This window comes from Nonomuraea sp. C10 (assembly GCF_008017515.1).
In the GTDB taxonomy this organism is placed as follows: domain Bacteria; phylum Actinomycetota; class Actinomycetes; order Streptosporangiales; family Streptosporangiaceae; genus Nonomuraea; species Nonomuraea ferruginea.
In genome coordinates, this window is the sequence record NZ_VPFF01000003.1 from 2,074,048 (window position 1) to 2,090,721 (window position 16,674).

Annotated in this window: 18 protein-coding genes; 10 read left to right on the plus strand and 8 right to left on the minus strand. The window is 68.9% G+C overall.

What is annotated here, in order from left to right; genetic code table 11:
* Nucleotides 1-155: 155 nt before the first annotated feature.
* From FR742_RS41805 to FR742_RS41815, 3 genes are all read left to right on the plus strand, one after another.
* On the plus strand, nt 156-353 hold the full coding sequence (locus FR742_RS41805; protein ID WP_222709291.1) for a DUF2283 domain-containing protein: 198 nt from the start codon (nt 156-158) through the stop codon (nt 351-353).
* 162 nt (nt 354-515) lie between these two features.
* Nucleotides 516-1,592 (plus strand): hypothetical protein, encoded by a 1,077-nt coding sequence (locus FR742_RS41810; protein WP_148036701.1) that lies wholly within the window; start codon nt 516-518, stop codon nt 1,590-1,592.
* Nucleotides 1,593-1,753: 161 nt separating this feature from the next.
* A complete protein-coding gene (locus FR742_RS41815; protein WP_148036702.1) occupies nt 1,754-2,050 on the plus strand; it encodes an Imm8 family immunity protein in 297 nt (98 codons plus the stop codon).
* Between the two features lie 178 nt (nt 2,051-2,228).
* Here the strand turns inward: FR742_RS41815 and FR742_RS41820 are convergent, their stop codons facing one another.
* The 3 genes from FR742_RS41820 to FR742_RS41830 all read right to left on the minus strand — a co-directional run bounded on the left by FR742_RS41820 (nt 2,229) and on the right by FR742_RS41830 (nt 5,009).
* On the minus strand, nt 2,229-2,642 hold the full coding sequence (locus FR742_RS41820) for a DUF4279 domain-containing protein (RefSeq protein ID WP_148036703.1): 414 nt from the start codon (nt 2,640-2,642) through the stop codon (nt 2,229-2,231).
* A gap of 289 nt (nt 2,643-2,931) precedes the next feature.
* Nucleotides 2,932-3,924, minus strand: a complete 993-nt coding sequence (locus tag FR742_RS41825; protein WP_148036704.1) for a hypothetical protein — start codon at nt 3,922-3,924, stop codon at nt 2,932-2,934.
* A 263-nt stretch (nt 3,925-4,187) separates the two neighbouring features.
* Entirely contained in the window at nt 4,188-5,009 is an 822-nt protein-coding gene (locus tag FR742_RS41830; RefSeq protein ID WP_148036705.1) for a class I SAM-dependent methyltransferase, read from the minus strand.
* Nucleotides 5,010-5,103: 94 nt separating this feature from the next.
* Between FR742_RS41830 and FR742_RS41835 the strand changes: the two genes are divergently transcribed.
* The gene (locus tag FR742_RS41835) at nt 5,104-5,706 is read left to right on the plus strand and encodes a TetR/AcrR family transcriptional regulator (protein WP_148036706.1); all 603 of its coding nucleotides are present in this window, start codon (nt 5,104-5,106) and stop codon (nt 5,704-5,706) included.
* A gap of 41 nt (nt 5,707-5,747) precedes the next feature.
* Here the strand turns inward: FR742_RS41835 and FR742_RS41840 are convergent, their stop codons facing one another.
* Nucleotides 5,748-6,719: a hypothetical protein gene (locus tag FR742_RS41840; RefSeq protein ID WP_222709292.1), complete on the minus strand. Its 972-nt coding sequence runs from the start codon at nt 6,717-6,719 to the stop codon at nt 5,748-5,750.
* Between the two features lie 95 nt (nt 6,720-6,814).
* On the minus strand, nt 6,815-7,225 hold the full coding sequence (locus FR742_RS41845; protein WP_222709293.1) for a DUF6463 family protein: 411 nt from the start codon (nt 7,223-7,225) through the stop codon (nt 6,815-6,817).
* Between the two features lie 123 nt (nt 7,226-7,348).
* Here FR742_RS41845 and cpt point away from each other — a divergent pair, with 123 nt between their 5' ends.
* The 4 genes from cpt (at nt 7,349) to FR742_RS41865 (ending at nt 10,786) form a co-directional block, all read left to right on the plus strand.
* A complete protein-coding gene (cpt, locus tag FR742_RS41850) occupies nt 7,349-7,885 on the plus strand; it encodes a chloramphenicol phosphotransferase CPT (protein ID WP_187281609.1) in 537 nt (178 codons plus the stop codon).
* A 38-nt stretch (nt 7,886-7,923) separates the two neighbouring features.
* Nucleotides 7,924-8,205: a hypothetical protein gene (locus FR742_RS41855; RefSeq protein WP_148036707.1), complete on the plus strand. Its 282-nt coding sequence runs from the start codon at nt 7,924-7,926 to the stop codon at nt 8,203-8,205.
* A gap of 494 nt (nt 8,206-8,699) precedes the next feature.
* Complete coding sequence (locus FR742_RS41860; protein ID WP_148036708.1) at nt 8,700-10,292, plus strand: hypothetical protein; 1,593 nt, start codon at nt 8,700-8,702, stop codon at nt 10,290-10,292.
* An 89-nt stretch (nt 10,293-10,381) separates the two neighbouring features.
* The gene (locus FR742_RS41865) at nt 10,382-10,786 is read left to right on the plus strand and encodes a VOC family protein (protein ID WP_148036709.1); all 405 of its coding nucleotides are present in this window, start codon (nt 10,382-10,384) and stop codon (nt 10,784-10,786) included.
* Nucleotides 10,787-10,904: 118 nt separating this feature from the next.
* On the opposite strand, the gene FR742_RS41870 is transcribed toward FR742_RS41865, so the two are convergent.
* Both FR742_RS41870 and FR742_RS44965 read right to left on the minus strand, forming a co-directional pair.
* On the minus strand, nt 10,905-12,356 hold the full coding sequence (locus FR742_RS41870) for a sigma-70 family RNA polymerase sigma factor (RefSeq protein WP_148036710.1): 1,452 nt from the start codon (nt 12,354-12,356) through the stop codon (nt 10,905-10,907).
* Nucleotides 12,357-14,084 carry a ricin-type beta-trefoil lectin domain protein gene (locus tag FR742_RS44965; RefSeq protein WP_187281610.1) on the minus strand — a complete coding sequence of 576 codons (1,728 nt, stop codon included), beginning with the start codon at nt 14,082-14,084 and terminating at the stop codon, nt 12,357-12,359.
* Between the two features lie 132 nt (nt 14,085-14,216).
* Between FR742_RS44965 and FR742_RS41890 the strand changes: the two genes are divergently transcribed.
* Complete coding sequence (locus FR742_RS41890) at nt 14,217-14,786, plus strand: RNA polymerase sigma factor (protein ID WP_148036712.1); 570 nt, start codon at nt 14,217-14,219, stop codon at nt 14,784-14,786.
* Nucleotides 14,783-15,640: a hypothetical protein gene (locus FR742_RS41895; protein ID WP_148036713.1), complete on the plus strand. Its 858-nt coding sequence runs from the start codon at nt 14,783-14,785 to the stop codon at nt 15,638-15,640. The genes FR742_RS41890 and FR742_RS41895 overlap by 4 nt, the downstream gene beginning before the upstream one ends.
* Here the strand turns inward: FR742_RS41895 and FR742_RS41900 are convergent.
* On the minus strand, nt 15,613-16,656 hold the full coding sequence (locus FR742_RS41900) for an esterase family protein (RefSeq protein WP_148036714.1): 1,044 nt from the start codon (nt 16,654-16,656) through the stop codon (nt 15,613-15,615). The two genes, FR742_RS41895 and FR742_RS41900, sit on opposite strands and share 28 nt — an antisense overlap.
* Between the last annotated feature and the right edge of the window lie 18 nt (nt 16,657-16,674).

The window sequence follows — 16,674 nt, forward strand, 5'->3', positions numbered from 1 at the left end:
CCATCGACGTGCTGTCTGCCCTGCCCTTGTAACAGAAGGTTTGGGGTTCGATTCCCCACGTCGGCTCTTACGATGAAGCCCCTGAACTGGTGTTCCTGGTTCAGGGACTTCGTGTTTGTCAGGACAACGTCGCGATCTTGCTAACAGGAGACTCCGTGACTTTGGAAGAGCATCCCGGCACGTGGACCTACGATCCCGAGGCGGAGGCCGCGTACATCTACCTGCGGGGTCCGATCGTGCCCGGCGGCGTGGCGCGGACGGTCACGGTGGACAGTCCCATGGTGAACTTCGACCTGGACGAGAGCGGTCGGGTGATTGGTATCGAGATCCTGGCCGCGTGGCCAGGAGAATAGGAAGAGGGCCTGTCGGACTGGCGCCGCCGACGCCAAGCCACTGCCCGGCAGTGCCACTACCAGCGCAAATCCAACCCTATGATCGCGAACTGTCACCGGAGCATTAGGGTGGTCCCCGACCTAACGGGGTTGCAGAGGACCACGGAAACGACGGGAGTCGCAGTGCAGCGCGTCAGCCGACGGGTCAGTGCCATCGCCGGGGCGGGCGTTCTCGCTTTGCTCCTGACCGGCTGCGGAGGCTCCGATACCAGCAAGAACGTCAGCGGTGACAAGCCGAAGGCGGACCAGGCCGCGTCCACGGCTACGCCGCTGACACTCGACACCGCACCGCGGCGAGCGCACTACACCGACCGCGGCAAGAAGGCGCACGAGCTGACGCTCCACCCGACCCTGCTCGAGCTCGGCTCGGCCGAAGACCTCAAGGACGTGCGGCTCGACGACGACGTACGTGGGATGGTGCCGCACTACCTCACCGTGTCGATCACCAACACCGGATCCGGTGAGGTCCAGAGCGCTCAGGTGGTCAACAACTTCCGTCTGGCGCTCGCGGACGGCACCGCCGGCGAGCGCGTCTCGTTCTTCAGTAGCAACCCCCTGGCCTCGCCCGGCAGCGGCCCGCTGGAGACGTGCAACGGCACGAAAGCTCCGAGTGCCTTGGCGGCAGGCCAGGCGGCGACCGAGTGCCGGGTCGTGATGCTCCCCAAGGACACCCGGCCCGCCACCGTCTCCTACAGCGACGACTCCGGCATCCAGATGTGGAAGGTCGAGGGCGCCGACACCGGCAGCAGCGTGCTGCCCTCGGACAAGCCGGCCGAGGTGACGTGGAAGGACGCGCGGGACAAAGAGGTGCCGCTGACCGTCACGCCGAAGAGCGTGCGCAAGGCCGGCCCCGACGCGCTCGCCGATTACAACCTGAACGCCAGGCAGAAGGCCGCCACGGCGTACTTCGTCACGCTCCAGTACCGCAACAACGGCACCTCCAAGCTGTACCCGGGCATGGACAGGGCGGTCTTCCTGCGCACCGCGAGCGGCCAGACCCTGCGCCCGCTCACCCTCATCGCGATCGGCAGCAACGGCCCCAAGGGGTGCGAATCGTCCGTGCCCTACGGCATGGTCCAGCCCGGCAAGAGTGTCCGGCAGTGCGGCGTCTACCTCGTCAGCAAGGGCGACAAGCCCGTCGCCGTCACCTTCTCCTCCACCGCCGACGGAGCCGAGCCCGTTACCTGGAAGGCCTCCTGACGTCGACGATCCGTGCTTCGTTCCTCAGCCGTAGGTCAACTGCTCTTCGAGCCAAGATCCCTGCAACTCCCAAGCTGACGGCCCGCTTCTTAGGCGATCATGGGACTGTGAGAGTACGACTAGGAGAGTTCCGTTGGGTAGATCTTGAGGCGGGGCGGAGGATGGACGATCCGGCCCATGCCTGCGAACTCCTGGAAATGTATGTCGGTCCTCAGGGTGAGCTGGGCGAGGAGCGATTTCAACTCACCGTCTGCACCCCTTCGGCCCTCACAGAGCAACTCCGTCATCGCCCCTTTCTCATCGGTCGGCACTGGCTCTTCGTTGCCGAACTTCATCCCGACAAGGTGACCGAGTGGCTGAGCGATCGCATTGCCGCACTGGAGGCCCCTACATGGGGTGAGCTGGCAGAGAAGATCGCCCGGATCGGAGAGTGGGAGTACGAGAATTACACCGGCTGAGGAGTGGCGTTCCAGCTCAGTTTTGGGAGCCACCGGGGTCTGTTTCCCCAGGAGAGCGCTGGAGATGGCTTCGGTCGCGGCACGTCGGTCGCCTCCCAGCAGGTGAGGATGGACAGCGATCAGTCCAGCGCTCAGTTCGTGAACTCCGAGGCCCGTGCGAGTGTCTCCATCGCCAGCCCTACGATAAGTCGTACTCGTCGATCCATAGATCGGCTCCAGCTCTCTGAAGAGAACTAATGGCTTCTGCGTCAAGAACGAGGCCTCGCGGGCTGGAGTGCTCTCCCGGTTCGAACGACCGAAGCATGACCAACGTGGCCGTTGCGCCACCAGCGGTCAACTCTCTGATGCGATCCCAGGCGCCGGCCAACTGATTCATCACAGCTTCCACCTGCTCATCGAGTGAGGTGGTCTCCGCAAGGCCGGAGTCGAGCATCCATTCATGTCGTGGCGGTAGCAGGCGCCCACTCTTCCTGCCGAGTCGTGACTCCTTCGCCTCAGACCGAGTCGGCTCGACGCCCACGTATTGGGTGATCTGCCCGGGATCAAATTCATCGGACTGGATCATGAAGTAGACCTGCTGCTCAACGATCATGTGGACAAGGTAGCGGTTCAAGGGTTGTCAGCGTCTGCACGACTTGGAAGGGGTAACGGCTTCCATTGCATGATCGCCGTGCCATTACGCAGGGTCGGCGACAGTGGATCACGGTCCCTTCCGAACCATGATCCACCGAGCTTTCTGGGAGCCACTTCGGGAGCCACCCGAGCAGACGATCATGAACTGCGGCCTACGCAGACGAACAGCGAGGGTGCAGCCAGACGAGATGACGGACGCCTGCGAACGCCAACAGGGCTTCCTCGCGTTGTCAGCAATCCCGGATTGGCTAGGAGCTCATCTCATAGCGGTACCAATGGCGCGGGTCGCCGTCCTCGCGTAGCCACAGTGTCCCGTCTCTGCCGATCTTCCCTCGGGCCCAGCCGGTCGGATGTCGGTCGTGTGGCAACAGCAGGTTCAGCCGGTCTGACTCGATGACGGCTCCGCTCTGCCGGCGGCCCCTGCGGATCTCCCAGCGGAACCCGCCGCCTGCTCGGTGCTGATCGAGAAGGGCCATCTCAGCACCTGAGATGGCTAGGCCGTGACAGCGTGTGATGGAGTTCGGGGTGATGCTGCGGACGCCGTGACCATCGATCTCGATCAGTGGGAAATCGGGGTAGGGGCAGGCGTGGACCACTTCGCGTCCGACGTTCAACGAGTAGCAGTCGCACCAGAAGACGTCTGGAGTGTGGTCCGACGCCATCCAGGGTTGGCCACCGTCACAGTCCCAGCGCGCCAGGCCGATCGCGAAGCCGTAGGAGCGGGTGCCGTCCTGGTTGGGGAACCAGTAGTTCGACTCGTCGAAGTAACTGATCCAGATGGCGCCCCGGGCGTCCGTCATGAGGTGCTTGATGCCGTCACCGGCGTAGAAGGCTGACTGGATCTGGCCGCCTCCATCGATCACCTGGACGTTATGGGTGAGGTGTAGTTCGTCCTCTGGAACCGGCTCCTGGTAGCGCTCGATTCCGATGCCTACAGGCTCACAGCGGGCAGCGGCCAGCACGATGCCATCGCCGTGGGTGTCGATGAGGGTGACCTGTTCGTTGAGGTCTGTCAGCGGAATCTCGTGGATCTCCGGCCCGTCGCAGATGACGGCGGTTGCGTCGTAGCGTGAGGGCTGCCGGAGTTGGGAGGAGCGCGGGATGGGGACGAAGCGCTGGGCGGGGTCGGCGACCAGGGCGGCGAGCCGGCCGCGGTGGTCGATGGTCGCGGCCAGGACCTCATGCCGGGCGTAGCGGTCGGGGAGCGTCGCGTGCAGCGCGAGCCGGTGGTCAGCGACCATGAGCCTTTCTCGTTGTCATTCCTTGATGATCGCATACAAGGCTAGGTCCTACCTGATGTTGCTAGCGCGGCTGCTGACATGTCCATGCACAGGTGTGGACGCCCCTGGAAGCCGATCAAGCTATGGGAGCCGCCGCGCAGGCGCCCGTGACGGCGGTGGACCCCTGCGGCGCGGGACGGGAGCTTGTGATCGTCTACTTCACCGGCGTACCCGGGAGCGCGTGTGCCGCTCCCGGCCCACGCGTCCTCGGAGTGGTGGGCGACTCAGGTGTTCAGTGACGCGGTGATCGCCATCGTGGTATAGGCCATGGTGAAGCTGCCACCGATCGCGTCGATGGCGGCCCCGACGCCCTCCAGCACCTCGGCCAGCTTGTCTGGCGGGAGTCGGGTGAGCGCGCCGGTGGTGGGCAGCAGGTCGAGCCAATCGTCGCGGCTGTAGTACTGCTCCCAGTCGAATCGCCACTGCTCCGGCTCGCCGAACCCGGCCGTCTTGCGGATGCCGTCGGCGAACGTGGCGAACATCGCCTGGTAGATGTCCTGGGCCGGCCTCGGCGATGCGGTGCTGAGCGGCGAGTCGGGCGCCACCTTCTGGAAGACGGTGGCGAACGCCTCCGCGACGAAGGGCGGCGGGTCGTACGCGTGCGCGAACACCGCCAGCAGGCCGCCGGGACGCAGCACCTGCGCCGCCTTGGCCGGGCCCGCGACGGGGTCCACCCAGTGCCAGGACTGCCCGGCGACCACCGCGTCGAAGGTGCGACCGGCGGCGTCCCAGTCCTCGAACGTCGCCGTCTCGACCTCGACCCCGGTGCGGCGGGCGAACTCGGCCATCCGGACGTCCGGCTCGACACCCAGCACCTTGCACCCGGCCGCCAGGAACTGGCGGGCTTCTATGCCGGTGCCGCAGCCGACGTCGACGATGTCGGGGCCGGGGCTGGCGGTGATGATTCGCTGCACCAGGGCGTCGGGATAGTCGGGCCGGGCCCGGTCGTAGCGTTCGGTGTCGGCCCCGAACGACTCCGCCATCTGCCTGGCCTTATGGGGCTCGTTCCGCGGATGCTCTGGTTGCTCCTGCGCTAGAGTGGGCATGTGCCCACAATAGTGGGCGCATGCCCACTCATCAACCCGCGCACGGTTCGCGGTGAGCGAAGGGCGGGCGGAGGCGGGTAAGGAGGAACGGGCGATGCCGACTGGAGTGGCCCTCCGGGATGTGCGGCAGCAGTTGTTCGACGCCGCCGAACGCGTCCTGCTCCGGGACGGGGCGAACGACCTGACCAGCCGGGCGGTCACGGCGGAGGCGGGCGTCGCCAAGGGCGTCCTGCACCGGCACTTCGAGGACTTCGACGCCTTCCTCGCCGAACTCGTGCGGGACCGCATCGCCCGGCTCGAGAGCCAGGCCGGCGCCCTTCGTGGCTCCGCCGGGACCGGCGACGTCGCCGGCAACCTGACCGGGGCGCTTGTCGACCTGTTCGACTCGGTCGCCGTGGCGATCGTCGCTCTCGTCATCTTCCGGGACGAGTTGCGTGCCCGGCTGCGTCAGGCCCGTTCGGCTCCCGGTGTTCCGGTCTTGACGGATGCTGCAGCCATGATCGCCGCCTACCTGAACGAGGAGTGCGAACTGGGCCGCATCGCGGCGGACGCCGATGTGGAGGCGCTGGCGCTTTCCCTGATCGGGGCCGGGCACATGTTGTTCGCCGGCCGGGAGGGGGTCCCGCCGGAGCCTGAGGAAGTCGGCAAGGTCGTGAACGCCGTCATCGCCGATGTCGTGCAAAGACGACTGCTATGAGCTGATGTCTTGCGAAGACGGACTTCACGTTGGCTCCGGTGTTAGATCCTCCGATCAGGGCCTGGCCGCGTTGCCAGGACCGTGGCGGTGACCACGGCGGTGAGCGCTGCCAGGAGGGCGGCGGCGGTCAGGGTCAGGGCGTCGGGGTGGATCAGGGGCTGGGCGCGTAGGGCCTGCCAGGTGACCAGGGCGATCAGGCCGGTGTAGCTCGTGGCGAGCACGGCGATCAGGTGGGCGCGGGTCCGGTCGTCGCGTAAGCGGGGGTAGCGAGCCGCCAGTGCCGCCAGGAGCAGGGCGGCGATCAGCATGACCTGCAGGCCGTGCATGCCGACGAAATGAGGGACCCGCAGGTCGCCGCCGGTGGTGCTCCACTGCGTCAGGGGGAGGCCGGGGCCGCCGTCGGGGACGCCCACGCTGTGACCGCTGCTCAGGGATACTCGCTGGCCGCTGGTGGTCAGGGCGGTCTCCGCCTTCCCCTGGATGGGGATGAGGAAGCCCAGGGCCATGCCGGCGACGGCCAGGGCCAGACCTGTGTGGATCGCGCGGCTCATGGCGCGGTCGGCGTGGACGCGCTGGAAGGCCAGGATGATCGCGAGCGCGAGGTTGGCCAGCATGATGAGGAGCACGGCATTGCCGAAGACGACCAGCATGATCTTCTCGGCCGGTGCGGTGGACTTGTGGAAGTGGCTGAAGGTGCCGCGGGCGGCCTGGACGGCGACGATGACGGTGTCGACGAACCCGGTGACGGCGAAGACGGTGGCCAGGCCGGAGGTCCACTTCCTGCCCCGGTGAGGCAGGGACAGCATCCAGGCCAGGGTGGTTCCGTAGACGGCCATCGACACGGCGAACTTGAACGGCTTGAGCCAGACGGGGGCGCCGAGAAGCACCCGGTCGTCGAGCACGAGCCCGATCGTCGAGACGACCAGCAGAAGCAGCATCGAGGCGACCATCAGCATCAGCGGTCGATGCCACTGCATCACCCGGCGAAGCGGCGTACCAAGGACCGTGGACACGGAACCTCCTGGGGGGCGACGGATTCATGGCCAGAGTCCCGGTCGCCGGCCGCGGCCGCATTGCCGCGCACCCCCGTCTTGCGGTAGGGCCGGCCCTACCGCCTGGCGGTGAGGTTCGCCGTGATGAGCAGGCCGGCGGGGACGGCCGTGAGCAGGAAACCGCTCGGTCCGATCAGGGTGACGGCCAGGGCTCCCCAGGCGAGGCTCGCCCAGCCGACATATCCGGGTACGTGTTGTCCCTGCCGTCCCAACCGTGCCACCAGCAGTCCCAGCAGGGCGAGGACCACGACGAATCCGCCCGGCAGTGCCCAGAAGATCGCCAGGGAGTCGGCGTCGGCGACCCCGTCGCGGAGGTCTCCGGCGAGCCAGCTGGACCAGGGGGCGAGGAGGGCGAAGACGGCGGTGTGCGCCACGGCGATCACGATCATGCTTCGGCCGGCCCAGATGGTGAGCCGGCTGGGGGGTGCGGACAACGCGGGCTGGTAGGTCGCAGGTGTGGTGCTCATGGGTACGAGCTTTCCGGGGACGAGGTCCGGCGCCCTCCCCCGTGCGAGGGAGGCGGCTCCCTCGCCGGTGGGGGAACGGGAAAACAGGTTGGGGAGTGCGGGGCGGGCCTCTAGGGTGGCGCGGTGACAACTCAGGTGATCGTGCTTAACGGTGGCTCCAGTTCGGGCAAGTCCGGGATCGCCCGGTGCTTGCAGGCGGTGCTGCCGGATCCTTGGCTCGCTTTCTCGGTGGACGACCTGGTCGACGCGATGCCCGCGGCCATGCGGGCGTCGGAGGAGGGGATCGAGTTCGCTCCCGACGGCCAGGTGATCGTGGGGCCGGAGTTCCAGGCGCTGGACAAGGCGTGGACCGCGGGGATCGCGGCGATGGCCCGCGCGGGTGCCCGGATCGTCGTGGATGACGTGTTCCTCGGTGGGGCGGGCTCCAAGCAGCGGTGGGAGAAGGCTCTCGCCGGGCTGGACGTGCTGTGGGTCGGTGTGCGGTGCGACAGCGAGGTCGCCGCGGGGCGCGAGATCGCCCGGGGCGACCGGACCGAGGGGATGGCCGCGTTGCAGGCTGAGGTGGTTCACGAGGGCGTGGTCTACGACCTGGTGGTGGACACCACGCATACCGAGTCGCTGGAGTGCGCGCGGCAGATCGCCGGGCGGGTGCGCCAGTAAGAGCGACGTTGTACGGTGCGGTTGGAGGTGGGGAGCCCATGGCGGACGAGCAGATCAGGACGATCGGCGGATGCCACATGTGCAAGCGCACCTTCAGCTTCGTTCCCGCGCAGGTCATGACGGTCATGATGGATCCCGAGACCCGCCTGCCGCTGGGCATGACGGTGTCGGGCACCTTCCGTGAGCCGACGCCGGAGGCGACCGCGAGAGCGGTCGAGGCGTACGTCTGCCCCGACTGCGTCGACAAGGTGAAGCAGCTGAAGGAGTTCATGGACAGGCCTGTCCCTCCCTTCGGCACCTGGCAGAGGGGCAATCCCTGATCACACCAGGGTGATGCGCTGGTCGGCGGAGTCGGTGTGAGCGCCGCAGAGGAGGTTGCCATCCTGTCCGCTCAATTCCAGGACATGACCACCGGTTCGGATGGGACCTCTCCAGTCAGTAGGCATTCCAGCAGCAGGGAGCACGCATTCATCCGTGGCGCGCAGGTCGGTCAACGTCCACCAGGTGACGGACCCAGTCGCCGACGCTGGTGTAGCAGGACGCGGGCCGAGGAACGCAGGATCGGGTGAGGAACGGGCGCGATGATGATCGTAGAGTCACTGGGCGCGGGCGCGATCGATGCGGACTTGCGTGATCGGAGTAGGTGCGGAAGGACCTCCGCGGTCGGCGATCAACTACAGGGCTGCACCGGGTCCGCGTTCACGACTTTCCGGGCAGTGAGCACGTACTACGATCAAGCCTCATCGTGCCCTTATACCGTTTGGCGGCTTGTGCCTCTTTAGTCCTCACCATTGGTTCGATCATTCTCGGCCTGGTGATCGGCACCGCGACGCCCGCATGGCTGGTCACCATGTGGTATCCACCCGACGAGATCGTCGGGAGGTCTCCTCTGGTGCCGGTGCTGGCCTGGTTGCTGCTGCTCGGGCTGGTGAACGCGTGGATGCTGTGGCAGGTGCTGCGGGTGCCCGCGCCGATGGCTCTGCCGATGCGCTCGGCGGCCACGTGGCTGAGGCTGCTGCTGTACGCCAACGTGGTGTGGTTGCTGATCCCCTCGTTCCTTCCGGATCTGGTCGAGACGGTCATCGGGGTGGTGCTCCGGTTGTCCTTGCTCGTGCTGTTCACGGTGGTGTTCACCCGCTCAGGTCTGCCCTTCCGGCTGGCTCTGCTCCTCTTCGGGCTGGTGGAACCCGTCGCGTTGCTCGCGAGCGGCCTGGTGAGCGATGCGAGGCCCCAGCTCTTCCTGGGACCGGCCGCGAAAGCGACCGTCATGGCCGTGGGTGCGGCGGCGCTCGTCGTGATGGCGCTGCTCCTGCTCGCCCAGTGGCGCGATGGACGCTGGAGCCGGGTGACGCTCCTCATCGGGTGGGGCACGTTCGTGAGCCCGTTCCTGGTGGAGCTCGTGGACAGCCTGACGAGCGGCAGCGCGATCGAGTCGATCGCCGAGGCGATGGATGTGCTCCACATCGTCTGGATGGCGCGTACGGCACATGAACTGAACCATGAGCCGAGGCGGAGGGCGCCCCTGCGCGTGCCCGCGGCGTTCGCGCCCGTGGCCGCGGTCCTCCTGCTGATGGTCGTCGGACCCGAGGGCGCTCCGCGTCTCACCTACGCCTGGCGGAACGGTGACCTCACGGACTGTTGGGTCAGGCAGCCACCACGTGTCGCCGATGTCCCGGCCCACCAGCGTGATCGAGCCTACCTGTGCGCCGTGCGGAAGCCTGATCGGGAGGTTTCGGACCAGGAACTGCTCAGCAGGGGCAGAGGCGCGTGCGTCAGGTTCGCGGCAGGGGAGCCGGTCAAGGCTCGTCCTGCGCTGCTGGCGCTGATCTGCCCGGACGTGATTGGAGGGAAATATCCTGACCTGTTGCTGTCGTCCGCTCAGATCGAACAGCAGCAGGCCGAGAAGGAGAAGCTCCGGCGCGAACAGTCGGCGCGCGAGGCGCGCGAGGAGGACGCCCTGTGCCGCGACCCGTGGCCCGCGCTACGCACCCGCTTCCAGGCGACCGCGTCCTATTACGACTGGGACAGTCAGCCGTACGGGATCTACGACGCGGAAGCGGACACCGGAGAAGATATCGAGGCGATGTGGAGTGCGGGGTCGTCCAGCCCTCTGGTGACTCATGGCCAGCTGGCACTGATCTTCACGCCCGCTCAGGACTGGGCGACCTGCGTCACGGCGAAGGCGTTGCGCTCGGCCCCGCCGCCCCTGCGACGCAAGGGCTGGGACAAGGTGGTCGAGGCGGACATCCTTAGCGAATCTGGTCGCTTGGTGATGCAGACACTGTCGGCGAGCAAGGTGCGCTTCCCCAACCTCGCGCGCAGTGGTCCCGGCCGTTACCGGTTGCGCCTGTACACACGCCCAGGAGTGGATCTCATTCTCGTCTATCCGGCGGGGAAAGCGTCGTAGCGAGAGTCGGCCGCTCCTGGCACCAGGCGCCGTCCTCGATCGTCCCGGCCGTCCCCCCGGACCCGCGGCCGGCCACTAGTCTGCCGGGCATGCGGATGTTGCACCTCGGGTTGCGGGTGACCGACCTGGAGCGCTCGCTCGCCTTCTACACCGCGCTCGGGTACGCCAAGCTCGGGTTCGTCCCCGAGACGGACTTCGGCAGCCTGACCATGCTGCAGTTGCCTGACGATCCGTTCGTCAGCCTTGAGCTCGTGTACGACCCCGCGCGGCCGGTCGAGGACACCGGGGCCGTCAACCACCTCGTGGTGCAGGTGGACGATCTGGATGCGACGGTCGCCGATCTCGCGGCCAAGGGCGTCACGGCCGAGCCGCCCGCGGAGCTCGGGCCGGGGTTCCGGACGTCCTGGCTGACCGACCCCGACGGTTACAGGATCGAGCTCGTGCAGTGGCCGCCGGGCCATCCGCCCGGGATGACGGCGGCCGATTTCGTCTGACGGGTCCGTACGTCGGTCGACCCCGACGCCATGGTGAGCGGGTCGCCGCCGGCGACACCGAGGAGGCACGCACGTGGCTGCGGAGCGTCCGCGTCACCGGTGGGGAGCCGGTCCAGGGTCATGAGCCGGTGCGGAAGGTGATCCGCTGGTCGGCGGAGTCGGTGTAGGCGCCGTAGAGGATGAACGCGGTGGGCGGGCGCTTGCTGCCGAACTCCTTGCCGATCGACAGGGCCATGCCGGTGGAGACGTTGACCAGGCGGGGCACGCCGTCGCTGAAGGCAGGTCTGTTCCAGCGCTGGGCCGGGGCGGCCGAGCAGGGGGTGAGCTGGACGGTACGGATGCCGCCGCCGTTGAAGGAGACCGTGTCGTACTTGGCGCCGGCTGTCAGGCAGCGCCCGGTCACGGCGTTGACGAGCTGGAACCGGGACGCGTCGCCCTTGACCCGCCAGGCTGTCCCCGGGTCGGTGCAGCTCAGTGCCGCGACCTGGGTCCCTTTCGTGCCGACGCACCGGCCCGCGTGGCTGATCCGGGTGCCGGCGACCGCTGCCGGGGTGGGCTTACGGGTCTTCGAAGGCGAAGGCGAAGGTGAAGGCGAGGACGAAGGCGAGGGCGAGCGCGAAGGCGAAGGGGAGCCGGAGGGCGAGGCAGAGGGGGAGCCGGAGGGCGAGCGCGTGGGAGTGGAGGAGGGGGGCGGGGCGGCCGCGGGCGGGGGTGAGGGCTCCGGTGGCACGGTGAAGACGATCGCGGTGGTGATCACGGTCGCCGCCGTCGCCGGGATCGCCCACCCCAGCATCCCCATGGAGGCGCTCTTCGAGGCGGCGGCCTTGCCCAGCCCTTCCACGGCGAACGGCAGCAGCGCGATGGGCAGCGCGGCCCGCAGCGTGGCGTTGAGGTCGAGCAACCGGCTGTGGGCACGCGCGCAGCTCGGGCAGGAGTCGAGGTGCGCGCGCAGGGCCCGGGGGAGGCGGCCGCTCTTCTTGCGTACGGCCGCCGCCAGCGGGTCGGCGTACTTGCGGCAGTCGCCCGAGGCGCCCGCGACGTGGGCGGCCAGGTACGCCTTGCGCAGGCCCTCGCGGGCGCGGAAGGCGAGCACGCCCACGTTGCCGGGGGTGGTGCCGAGGATCTCCGCGACCTGCTCGGGCCGCTCGTCCTCGATCACGGTGTGCCACAGCACGGTCTGCCAGCGCGGCGGCAGCGACCGGTACGCGCGGGTGACGAGATCGTCGGGCGGCTCGGGCTCGGCCACGGTCAGCTCGTCGTCCCGGAACTCGGGGGTGAGGACGCGCCGCTGATCGGTGCGCGCCCATTCGGCCGCGGTGTTGCGGGCGACCGCGTACAGGTAGGGACGCCACGCGCCGGACGGGCCGGACTCGCCGCTGCGGACGGTTCGCAGGGTGCGGGTGAACGCCTCGCTGGCCAGGTCCTCCGCGATGTGCGGGTCCTGGCACAGGCGGCGGGCGAAGGCGAGGACGGCGGCGTGGTGCCGCTCGTACAGCTCGGCCACGGCACGGCTGTCTCCGGCCCTGACCAGCCTGGTCAGGGCCGCGTCCTCGCGCTGCGAATCTTCCACTTACCTGATCGTGAACGTGAGCGACCTGCTCGGGTGCGCGGTCTTGGCGTGCACGCGGGTGTGCCCGGCGCCGACGAGCCGGGTGGCCCTGGTGGCGGCGATCTTCAGGGTAACGGTCCCGTTCTGCTGGGTTTCAACCACCCACTGCTGCCTCGTGCTCGTCTTGCCACACCTGGTCAGGACGACCGAGCGCAGGCCCCTGCGGGCCGAGCCGAGGGTCAGGCAACGGCCCTGGCTACGGATCTGCACGGCCTCGCCGGTGGTCGGCACCAGCCGCCAGTTCGCCGCCCGGCACGAGCCCAGGCGCACGTTCGTACGGAAGGAGGTCAGGCAGCGACCCGACGCGCTCTCGATGCGGATATTGCGCGACACCGGCAGCGACGTCCGCGTCGGGCGAGGGGTGGGGTTCGCGGTCGCGCTCTTGGTCGGGGTCGCGGTCGGGGCCGGGGCAGCCGTCTTGGTCGGGGCCGGGGCGGGCGAGGAGCCGGTGCTCAGGTACTCGGCCACCATCGGGGTGCCGCCGCCGCGGACCACCTTCGCTCCGGCGCCGTCCTTCACGCCCTGGACGGTGAGCTTCGCGCCGGACTTCCCGCCGGAGCGGTTGAAGAAGTTGGTCTTGTCCTGGTCGGCGTCCGGGATCCACTGCTGCGACTTCTGCTTCGCCACGCACGGCGCGGTGATCACCGGGACGGCGTCCTTGTCCTTGGCGGTGAGCTGCAGGCACCGGCCGGTTCCGGCGTTGCGGATCGTCAGGTAGCCCTGGGCGTCGATGCTGCGGCGCCAGACCTGCTTGTCACTGTTCGAGCACTCCGCCTGCGTCACCTGCTGGGCGCCGCCGTCGAGGCACAGCCCGCTCTCCACGACGCGCATCCGGAAGTCCGCCGCCGGGGTCGGCTGGTCCTTGATCAGGTACGGGCTGAACGCGACGTTCCTGTTCTCGGCCAGCGGCTCCCCGGCCGGCTGAGAGGCCCTGGTCGGCTCGAAGTAGCGGAACTTGTCCGTACGGCACGAGTCGAGGTGGTAGTTGGACGCGGTGTCGGCGGTGCACTCGGGCCTGCTGCCCATGTTGCGGCAGACCGGGTCGTCGCCGTTGCCTTCTGACGTGCCGTCCACGTTGCAGTGGCCGAGCCCGAAGCCGTGGATCATCTCGTGGGTGAACCCGGCCTCGCTCCAGCACCAGCGCGGCAGGATGACGCCGCCGGTGCTGAGCCCGGCGTCCGCGCCGCCGCCGGTGCAGGAGTTGGTGATCTCGTTGTCGCGGACGAAGAACATGAGCTTCACCCGCTTGGTCGCCACGAGCTCACGCACCCGCGCGGGCTGGCCGGCGAGGTTCTCCGAGAACGCCGTGCCCAGTTCGGCCCGGTTGCGGCCCTTCACGAAGGGGATCTGGGCCACGATCGGACGGCAGTCGCCGTCCTGGACGTACCTGATCCGCAGCGAGCCCCCGAACCGGCGGGCGCTCGCGTCGAAGGTCTGGTCGGTCTCCCACAGCGTCCGCTCGACCGATGCGAGCTCGGTGGCGTACTGGCTCTGGCCCGGCTGATGGGCGTAGACCGGAAGCACCCATCCCTTCCCCGCGGCGTCCGTGGCATCACAGGCGAACCCGGGCGTGGCGGCCTTGGGCGCCGCCTGCGTGGTCGCGGACGCGACCGGCGCCGTCCCGACCAGGACGCTCGCGGCCACCGTGGCTATGAGTGACAACGCGAGCGTCAGTCTGTTCCTGCTCATAAGAGCTCCTCTCGTTCACTAGAGAGGAGTGGGTGCACCGCTGTGGATTACGCGGTTTCGGAAATCCCGATGTAATGCCGGGCGGCCCTCATGCACAAGAAGGGGAAAACCCCGACAAGAAGGCGCACCTGGATGGCAGGCACTACCGATGACCTCCGGCGGATCGCGCGTGATCCGGCCGCGTTCGAGGTCTTCTACCGAAGACACGCCGAGTCCGTCAGCCGGTTCGTGGCCAGGAGAGTCACGGATCCGCACACGGTGGACGACGTGACGACCGAGGTCTTCCTGGCGGCGATCGACACGGCGGGCAGCTACCGGCCGGAGCGGGGCAGCGAGGTGGCCTGGCTGTTCGGGATCGCCAGGAACGTGGTGGCGATCGAGCAGCGCAGGGCCGCGCGCGAGCTGCACAAGACCGGGCGGGCGGCGGGCCGGAGGGACCTGGACGCCGACGACATCGCCAGGCTGGAGGAGCGGATCGACGCGGAGCGGGCCGCGCGCCCGCTGGTGGCGGCCATCGCGGCCCTGCCGAAGAGTCTGCGGGCCATCGCCGAGCTGGTGGACGCCGACGGGATCCCGGTGGCCGACGCCGCCGCCGCGCTGGGCATCCGGCTCGGCACGGCGCGGGTCCGGCTGCATCGCGCGCGCCGCCTGCTCAGGGATGCAACCCTCCCGGATCTCGCCACGAGCATGGAAGGATCATGATGAGCGCACCACTCGCCGGTTTCGAGGAGCGGCGGCTCGCCGAGCTCAAGGAGTACGTGGCGGCGCGGGCGAGGCGGCGGCCACGCCCACGCCTCCTGCTGGCGGCGGCCGCCGCGGTGACCATGATGACGGCCGGCGGTGTCGCGGTGATGACGGCGGGCGGCGGCGACCCCGCGTACGCCGTCACCATGGGCTCCGACGGCGTCGTGGACGTGGTGGTCCGGGACTTCCGGGACACCGGCGGCCTGACCGAGCAGCTGCACGAGCTCGGGGTGCCGGCCATCGTGGACTATGTCCCGTACGGGATGATGTGCCGCGAGCCGCGGGCGCAGGTCGTCGAGCAGGTCCCCCCGGGGCTGTATCACGCGCCGACCACCATCCCGGGCGAGCGCGAGGGCTGGCAGATGCGGATCGACACCAAGCGGTTCGAGCCCGGCCAGACCTTCGTGTGGACGATGACCGTAAACCCGCGCGGTGCCAGCAGCACCAGCACCATCCTCATGCGCGATCCGGTCGCTCCGTGCGAGCTCGTCCCCGACGACAGGCGGGTCGAGCTCGACCCCGGGAAGCCGGCGACGGGGAAGGGCGGGCCGCTGGAGGGCGTGCGGGTCGAGGGGAGGACCGTGGCCGAACTCGATCGTGAGCTGTGGAAGCACGGGCTGCCCGTGATGGTCAACGTCATCCGGCCCGACCCCGACGCCCCGGAGGGCTTCGTCGTGTACGCGTACGAGCAGTCGGCGTACGAGGCCGACTACGTGGTCTGGGCGGCGGACGTGGTCCGTCACGGTGACGAGCAGGTGATCCGGCTGCTCGTCACCGAGAAGCGCTATCCGGAGAATCCGGTCAGACGGTGACACAGCCAGGCGAGGGCGAGCGGGTAGCGGTACTCGATGGCCATGTGGCCGGCGTCGAACAGCTCGAAGCGCACCCGGTCGTCGGGCACCCCCGCCCCCGCCACCGCCTCGCGGAAGGCCGTCGCGCCCAGGTCCAGATACCACTCGTCGCGGGTGCCCGCGTCGATCCAGACGGCCCGCATCGAGCGCAGCGCCTCGGCGTACTCGGGGCGCCGCGCCATCCGGACCGGGTCCAGGGCCAGCCAGCGCTCCCACACCTCGGGGACGAGCGCGCCGTTGGCGTCGAACGGGATGCGCACCGTGCCGTCGTCGTCCGCCGAGTAGGCGCTCGCGTACGCGTAGATCTCCATGAGCTGCATGTCGCTGCTCCTGGTGCCGGGGATCCGGCCGCGGAAGTCGGCGAGGAACCGGTCGTACGAGCCCTCGTACAGGTCGCGCAGCTCGCGGGCGCGGGCCGGGAACGTGGGCTGGTGGGCGGCCTCGAACAGGGCGTCGCCCGCGTGGGTGGCGAGCGCGCCGAACACGTCGGGCCGCAGCATGGCGTTGACCATGGCGCCGTAGCCGCCGCTGGACTTGCCGGTGATGGCCCGCGCGTCGCGTGCGGGGATCGTGCGGTAGCGGGCGTCGACCCAGCCGACCACGTCCTCGCACAGGTAGGTGTGGTAGCGGCCGGTGCCGGGCGAGTCCAGATACTGGCTGCCGCCGACGGACGTCCACGCGTCCACGTACACGACGATCGCGGGCGGCGCCTCGCCGCGCGCGAACATGGCGTCCGCCATCTCCGGGTACGGCCGGCGGAACGGGGTCCGGCCGGCCCACATCGTGAGCTGGCCGGTGTAGCCCTGGATCACGTAGACGGACGGGTAGCGCCTGTCGGTGTCGTCGTCGTACCCCGGAGGCAGGTAGACCCAGATCGGTCGTTCGTGCGGGTCGCCGAGCGGGTTGCCGCGCAGCGCCGGGCTGTCGATGACGGCGTGGTCCATCCGGCCGGCGAAATCGGGTGACCAGGGCAGCATGTGCGTCCTTCCGTGGGT